Below are 581 nucleotides of genomic sequence, written 5' to 3'. Positions count from 1 at the left end.
CATCGTCTTTTGACGATGATAGAAGATGTATCATTTCCGTATCAAAAGGTTGGCAATTATAGTCGCCAACTAAAATAATAAGGTTTTGATTGTTATGGAATGCGGTATTTATTTCTGATCTTAATAGTCTTGCGCAAGAGGCTCTTTTTATTGCGCCGCTGAACATATCGCTATTCCAATGCGATAGGAAAAAATGTATTAAGTCTCCATCTATTTCAAGGTTTAGCTTGACTCCTAGCCTTATTTGTAGCTCGAAATCATTTTTTTGATCTATTGGTTCATGAGAAATGTATTTTATTTTTGTCTTTTCATAAAGAAGAGCGAAATCGTAGTAAACTCCGCCAACTTTTGCAGTGAGCATTTCATGACTCATCTCCTGCTCTTCCGATATCTCTCTGATTAATTCTTGGCAATTATTATATACTTCGCAGAGTATTATTATGTCTAAAGGTTTTTCAATACACATTTGCTGAATGGTTTTTTTTACCTTCAGGCTTTTTTGTGTGCTCGGCTTTTTTGTTACGCGGCTTTGTGAGGGTGGTGTGAGACCAGTGTTCCACCAACTGATAGAAACCTGCATG

The 581-nt window shown here is 36.5% G+C and carries 1 protein-coding gene; it reads right to left on the bottom strand.

The genetic code is table 11. The features are described from left to right. Positions 1 to 580 (bottom strand): endonuclease/exonuclease/phosphatase family protein (locus tag DB30_RS41060; RefSeq protein WP_165704204.1); only part of this gene is annotated, 580 nt, incomplete at its 3' end. Position 581 lies beyond the last annotated feature (1 nt).

Origin of the sequence: Enhygromyxa salina (genome assembly GCF_000737335.2) — a bacterium.
Classification (GTDB): Bacteria; Myxococcota_A; Polyangia; order Nannocystales; family Nannocystaceae; genus Plesiocystis; species Plesiocystis salina_C.
The sequence above is the reverse complement of the archived record's forward strand: the minus strand, read 5'-3'. Positions and strand labels throughout refer to the sequence as shown.